Annotated in this window: 8 protein-coding genes; 2 read left to right on the forward strand and 6 right to left on the reverse strand. The window is 41.1% G+C overall.

Going from position 1 to position 5,315, the window contains the following annotated elements; genetic code table 11:
- Positions 1–53: 53 nt before the first annotated feature.
- Together ACUVXA_RS15695 and ACUVXA_RS15700 are read left to right on the forward strand one after the other, a co-directional pair.
- Positions 54–677, forward strand: a complete 624-nt coding sequence (locus ACUVXA_RS15695; RefSeq protein WP_445872233.1) for a mandelate racemase/muconate lactonizing enzyme family protein — start codon at positions 54–56, stop codon at positions 675–677.
- 36 nt (positions 678–713) lie between these two features.
- On the forward strand, positions 714–2,381 hold the full coding sequence (locus tag ACUVXA_RS15700; RefSeq protein ID WP_445872226.1) for an amidohydrolase: 1,668 nt from the start codon (positions 714–716) through the stop codon (positions 2,379–2,381).
- Between the two features lie 5 nt (positions 2,382–2,386).
- Here the strand turns inward: ACUVXA_RS15700 and ACUVXA_RS15705 are convergent, their stop codons facing one another.
- The 6 genes from ACUVXA_RS15705 to ACUVXA_RS15730 all read right to left on the reverse strand — a co-directional run bounded on the left by ACUVXA_RS15705 (position 2,387) and on the right by ACUVXA_RS15730 (position 4,945).
- Positions 2,387–2,689, reverse strand: a complete 303-nt coding sequence (locus ACUVXA_RS15705; protein ID WP_445872227.1) for a hypothetical protein — start codon at positions 2,687–2,689, stop codon at positions 2,387–2,389.
- Between the two features lie 128 nt (positions 2,690–2,817).
- Positions 2,818–3,222 (reverse strand): hypothetical protein, encoded by a 405-nt coding sequence (locus ACUVXA_RS15710; RefSeq protein WP_445872228.1) that lies wholly within the window; start codon positions 3,220–3,222, stop codon positions 2,818–2,820.
- A 1-nt stretch (position 3,223) separates the two neighbouring features.
- A complete protein-coding gene (locus ACUVXA_RS15715; RefSeq protein ID WP_445872229.1) occupies positions 3,224–3,466 on the reverse strand; it encodes a hypothetical protein in 243 nt (80 codons plus the stop codon).
- Positions 3,467–3,921: 455 nt separating this feature from the next.
- Complete coding sequence (locus tag ACUVXA_RS15720; protein ID WP_445872230.1) at positions 3,922–4,305, reverse strand: type II toxin-antitoxin system VapC family toxin; 384 nt, start codon at positions 4,303–4,305, stop codon at positions 3,922–3,924.
- Complete coding sequence (locus ACUVXA_RS15725) at positions 4,302–4,514, reverse strand: antitoxin VapB family protein (RefSeq protein ID WP_445872231.1); 213 nt, start codon at positions 4,512–4,514, stop codon at positions 4,302–4,304. Before ACUVXA_RS15725 ends, ACUVXA_RS15720 begins: the two co-directional genes overlap by 4 nt.
- 209 nt (positions 4,515–4,723) lie before the next feature.
- Complete coding sequence (locus tag ACUVXA_RS15730; RefSeq protein WP_445872232.1) at positions 4,724–4,945, reverse strand: type II toxin-antitoxin system HicB family antitoxin; 222 nt, start codon at positions 4,943–4,945, stop codon at positions 4,724–4,726.
- Positions 4,946–5,315 lie beyond the last annotated feature (370 nt).

Consider the following 5,315-nt stretch of genomic DNA (forward strand, 5'->3'; position numbering starts at 1 on the left):
GAACCGAACACCATTTAGGCGGTGTCCTAAATGGGTAAGTTTCGGACAACGGTATTAAGGAAGATAGGGAAATTGTGGATAGTTTTCGCGATGCCCTAGGCTCTGATGTGGCTCTAAGGGTAGACTATAATCAAGCATATGAACCTCCTACGGCTGTTCGGGCCATTAAAGCCATTGAACCCTTTGGAATCGATTTTGCAGAACAACCAGTTAACGCTAATGATTATTTGGGTATGGCTTACGTCCAGAAACGTGTAGATACCCCGTTAATGGCCCATGAAGGATGTTTCTCCGTGCGGGATTTTGTCACATTAGTTGAATTAGGTGCAGTGGGGGTTCTCGGTTTGAATTCGGAACGACCGGGGGGAGTTACCAACGCTATCAAAGTATTAAATTATGCCGAATTACGGGGTATGGGTGCAGTGTTGCATAATCAACCTCTTGGAATTGCATCAGCGATGCATATTCATTTAGCGGCAGCTCGGCATCATAATTTTTGGTACGAGACTGAGCTATTTGGTTATGTGATGCTTGAGGATGATCTCATTAGGGATCCTATAGATTATAGTGATGGTAAGGCTAAGTTGCCTGAGGGTCCGGGTTGGGGGGTTGAACTCGATGAGGAAGCCTTAGTAAAGTATGCCACAGGACCCACTGTTGTAATTAAAAAGGAATGAACATTCTACAAATATTGATTGAGGAGTGTGTGTATTTTGGAGATTTATCTTTTTTATAATTGTACCATTCTGACCATGGACTCTAATAACTCTGAAGCTAGTGCAATGGCCATTTTACAGGATAAAATTTTGGCTGTTGGATCAGAGAAAGAGGTTAGAAATCGTATAGATGAGTTTAGGGGTAAGAATCAAGAGAGCGGTGAAAAATTTTCTTTACGCGAAATGGATTTAAATGGTGCTTGCATTGTTCCGGGTTTTATTGATGCTCACATGCATCCTGGGATATACATCTTTTATAAAACACAATTGAGTCTATCCGGAGTTAAGGGGTATGATGATTTGAGAAAAATCCTTGGAGAAGAAGCGAGGAAATGTGGCGAGGGGCAGTGGGTTGTGGGTTTTGATTTAATGGAGGACACTTTCGAAAAACCTAAGGAGCGGCGGTTCCCCAATCGATACGATTTGGATGAAATCAGTTCTGAGCATCCTGTTTTAGTTTTGCGACACGATGGGCACATTTGTGCTGTTAATTCGCTCGCCTTAAAAGTGATTGGAATCGATAAATCCAATGTCGCGGAAAAGGCTCTGGAAGCTGGGGAAATTAGGGTGGATGAGAATGGGGAACCCACAGGAGTGTTTACCGAGGCAGCCACCGCTATTCCTCTCGAGTTTATGCCCCTGCCTGATTTCCAACGTTTCCTAGATGCAAGCAGAGCATTCTCTCAGGAGTTGGCATCCTACAGGATCACAACCTGCGGCGGAGTGGTGCAGTTAGGGGAAGAAGGACCTGCGGGGAAGGCGGGAACCTTTGAGATACCGCTGATTCAAACCCTGATAAAAGAGGGACTAATCGAGCAGGATTTCGTGTTTTACGTTATAACCACTCAACCGGGTGAGCTGAAGAATGTTCAGAAATCCTTCCAAGAATTGAGCGGCGTGGAGGGAAGATTCCAGGTGGGAGGAATTAAAAGATTTGCTGATGGAACCTTCGGAGCGTTCACCGCTGCCATGTTCGACCCCTTTTCAGATTCGCCGCAAAAAAGCAGGGGCTTTTTCATGACTGATGAAGAGTCTCTCTTCGAAATTCTAAAGGAAACCCACAATCTTGGATACCAAATCTTGATACACGCCATAGGAGATAGAGCCAACCGATGGGTGGTCGATCTCTACAAGCGGCTCATAAAAACCGCTAAATCAAAAGAACAGATTCGACTAAGAATTGAACACGCATCACTGCTTACACCAGACATTATCCGAGACGCCGCAGAGTTGGGCTTAGTTTTGGTCTGCCAACCAATGTTCATAGACAGTGAGTATACATGGCTGGAAAAACGCTTAGGCCCAGAGAGAATCAAAAACGTTTACCCATTCCGGTCAACAATTGATGCCAGTATAATTCTGGCAGGAGCTTCAGATTCCCCGGTGGAATCCGCCAAAGTTATGAAAGCTCTACAAGTCTGCGTTACCCGAAACGGGTTCGTACCCGAACAGGCAATAACTATAACTGAAGCACTCAAGATGTTTACCTTCAATGCGGCATATGCACTTGGACAAGAAAAAATTAAGGGAAGCCTAGAAGAAGGAAAACTGGCCGACTTTGTAATTCTAGAAAGAAACCCTAAAAGCGTTCCCCCAAATCAAATTGCAGACATTAAAATACTTGCAACTTATCACCGGGGTCGAAAAAGTTATACCCCGCCTTGAAAACATTAAGCATTATTTTTGCGAGTGTTATTAGTTTTATCCTCTTTTATTGTTAGTAGTCTCTTTGAACCATTTAGAATTGTTTCGTAGTCTTCGATGAAGCCTCTTCCAATGGTGGAGAATTTATTGTCCCTGAATGTTGTCACTACTGTTAGGAGAGTTAAAGGACCAAGTTCAACTTTTGCATGGGAAGATAACAGTTTTTTCTTCTCTCCCGACACGGTCACTCCTCGCTGGGAGAAGATGTCTGGAAGCTGACATTTTTCTAATTCTAACTCCTTATAGGTTTTCCATGGTATTAGAATCACTCCGTCGAATCCTGTGTCAAGGAGGACAACTATCTCGGTTTTTTCTCCGCTTACGAAGTTTGATATTTTGAGCTTGACTGCCGGGCAGAAATAATTGAATTTTTCATCAATGTATGATTGCGTGTATATTACTCTATTCGTAGGCTTGTCCCCCCCAAGTAGATTTCCTTCGGCTGCTTGAGGAGTTTATCTGTAACCTTAATAATTATTCTATGCTTGACATCTTTCGACAGTTTAAGTTCCTCAGCCGAGTTGGCAACTATCATATTTCCATTCTCAAAAGCCACCCACTTCCCTATATAGTTTTGGAAAAGCTCATCCTTTACCCTTTCAAAAGCTAGATTGTTCTTCTTAAACTCACGGTCATACTCCATTACTCTAGCCCAGTCATCCACAGTTCTGCCAATAGCTCTGGAAACATTCCCATTACTAATAGTGGTACTTACGGTTCCCCTCGCACAAGTCGACTCCGCCTCACCGTTCTGGGTTCCCCAATAAGGGGAAGAGTCTTTAACCCTTGAATGCTCTATCAATTTATTCTTCCTCCTTAGGAGAACTGACGGAGATAACGGTTTGGGACCTTACTAAATAATCGGGTTCACCGGTTAGAGGGTCCAAATCATCCAACTCGTAGACCTTTAAAACAACAGGTTTAACGCGTAACACTTTTCCATTCTCCAGCCTGAACTCACTCCACTCTTCATTCACAACATTGAATCCGACTTCGACACCATTCACTTCTCTCCCGTCTGGAAGCTTCAACCTCATAGGCCACAACCGTCCAAACCTACACAGTCAACCTCAAACTATTTCAACCCCGAACCATATTTAACTCTTCCCATCTCCACTCTGATTTTGGAAAAAAACTAAAAGCGGGCTATTAAATCAAACTGTCAATATTGAAATTTTGACTATTTATCATCTGGGCTGTAAAATTTATCCCAAACCTAAAAAACATTTAGCATTCTAATTTCTACCCAGAATTTAGTTAAACGCATCATAAAAGTTATTTTTGTATTTTTTTAATGCAACTCTAAAAAATTGAATAGGAAAGAATAATAGAAAAAGCCTCAAAGAAAGAAATCAAATCCTCTTGCAAGTAAGGTCCACAATCATAATCTACTAGAAGCAAAACACTAGAAACTGAGACCAGAGTGACATTAAACGTACCAGGTTGTTCGATGGGAGAATCTCCCAACCTCACTCGTGGAAAGTGTCAAAAAGACTATTTTCTAGCCGGGGAAAAATTCAAGACCGAAAGCCTTGAGAGGACTGAAATGGCTCACATTGAAAGTGAACAACTTTGCTCCCCTGTTTAAAGCTGTTGCAGCTATCATGGCGTCGGTTCTGCTTACAGGAGTCCCCTTGCTCTCAGCTTTCAGCTCTAATTCGGCAGATAACCCAGCGTCCTGTTTTGTGTAATCAATCACGCGCAGGAGTAAAACATCTTTAACGGGTTTCGCATACTTTTGAAGACCATACAGTATCTCATGGAGATTTATCGAGGTTGTAACTATGTCTTCATTACTTTCGAGGATTTTACTCAGAGCCGCATCCCCCTTAACGGATCCCTTGTCAAAAATTTCAATTAGAACATCGGTATCCAGCACTATCATAGTCTACGCTCAGCCCTCCTAGCATAAATTTCAGAAAGCATCTTCTCCTTATCAACGAACTCAACACAGCCCCTAAGCTTCTTCAAAGTTTCAATGGAGCTAACACCCTCCACGAGTCTCTCAAAAAGCTCGCTGAAACTCTCATCCTCACGCTTAATCCTTACCAATTTCCTATAAACATCATCTCGAATTGTTATGGTCTTAGTCAACAACATCCACCTGAAAAAACCTGTTTAAACATATATTTAAACATTTTCATACTAGTTCAAGAAGCCACGAATACAAAGAACCCCCGCCACACCCATCTCTGCGATTAAGACTGAAATTTTATAACCCATTCTGAAAAACTTTTTCAAAATTACTCCCCAACCATATACAGGATAAATTGCAAAACTGTTGACTCTTAATTACAGTAAGCTTAGACATCTAGGACTACTTCAAGTTCCCTAAATCCTATAAACTTGTTAAGTACCTCAAGATTTTTCCCCTCGAGACACATATCTATGACTTCTCGAATATTTTCCAAAGCTTCATCTATAGTCTCACCATAGGAATGACAACCTTTAAACAAGGGACAGCTTACAATATAATACCTATCCTCATCCATCTCAATGATTATCGGTAGATGCAAATTTTTCATAGTAGATTCCTCCGATCGAATAAATAGATTTCACATATTATAAAGCCTAGCTTTTTGAGAGCCTTTACTACGCGTTTAAGTGCATTTTCTAAAAACTTTTTGATTTTGGAGCATAAGCCTAAAAGCATTCCCTCAAATTAAACTGCCAATATTAAATTTAATTTAAAGATCGGATATCAGGTAAGTAAAAGTTTCAATAATATGCCAAAAATTTATATGTTTACAAAATGTTAAGCAATTAGACACTTAGGGATGGGAGTATTAATGGCTGATGATTCAAAGTTCCAGACACGATACATCGTAGATGAAAAGGGGTTACAACAGTAGGAAGATTTAATACTAAATAATACCATATATGGCTATGTGGTAC

The organism is Candidatus Jordarchaeum sp., assembly GCF_052745115.1.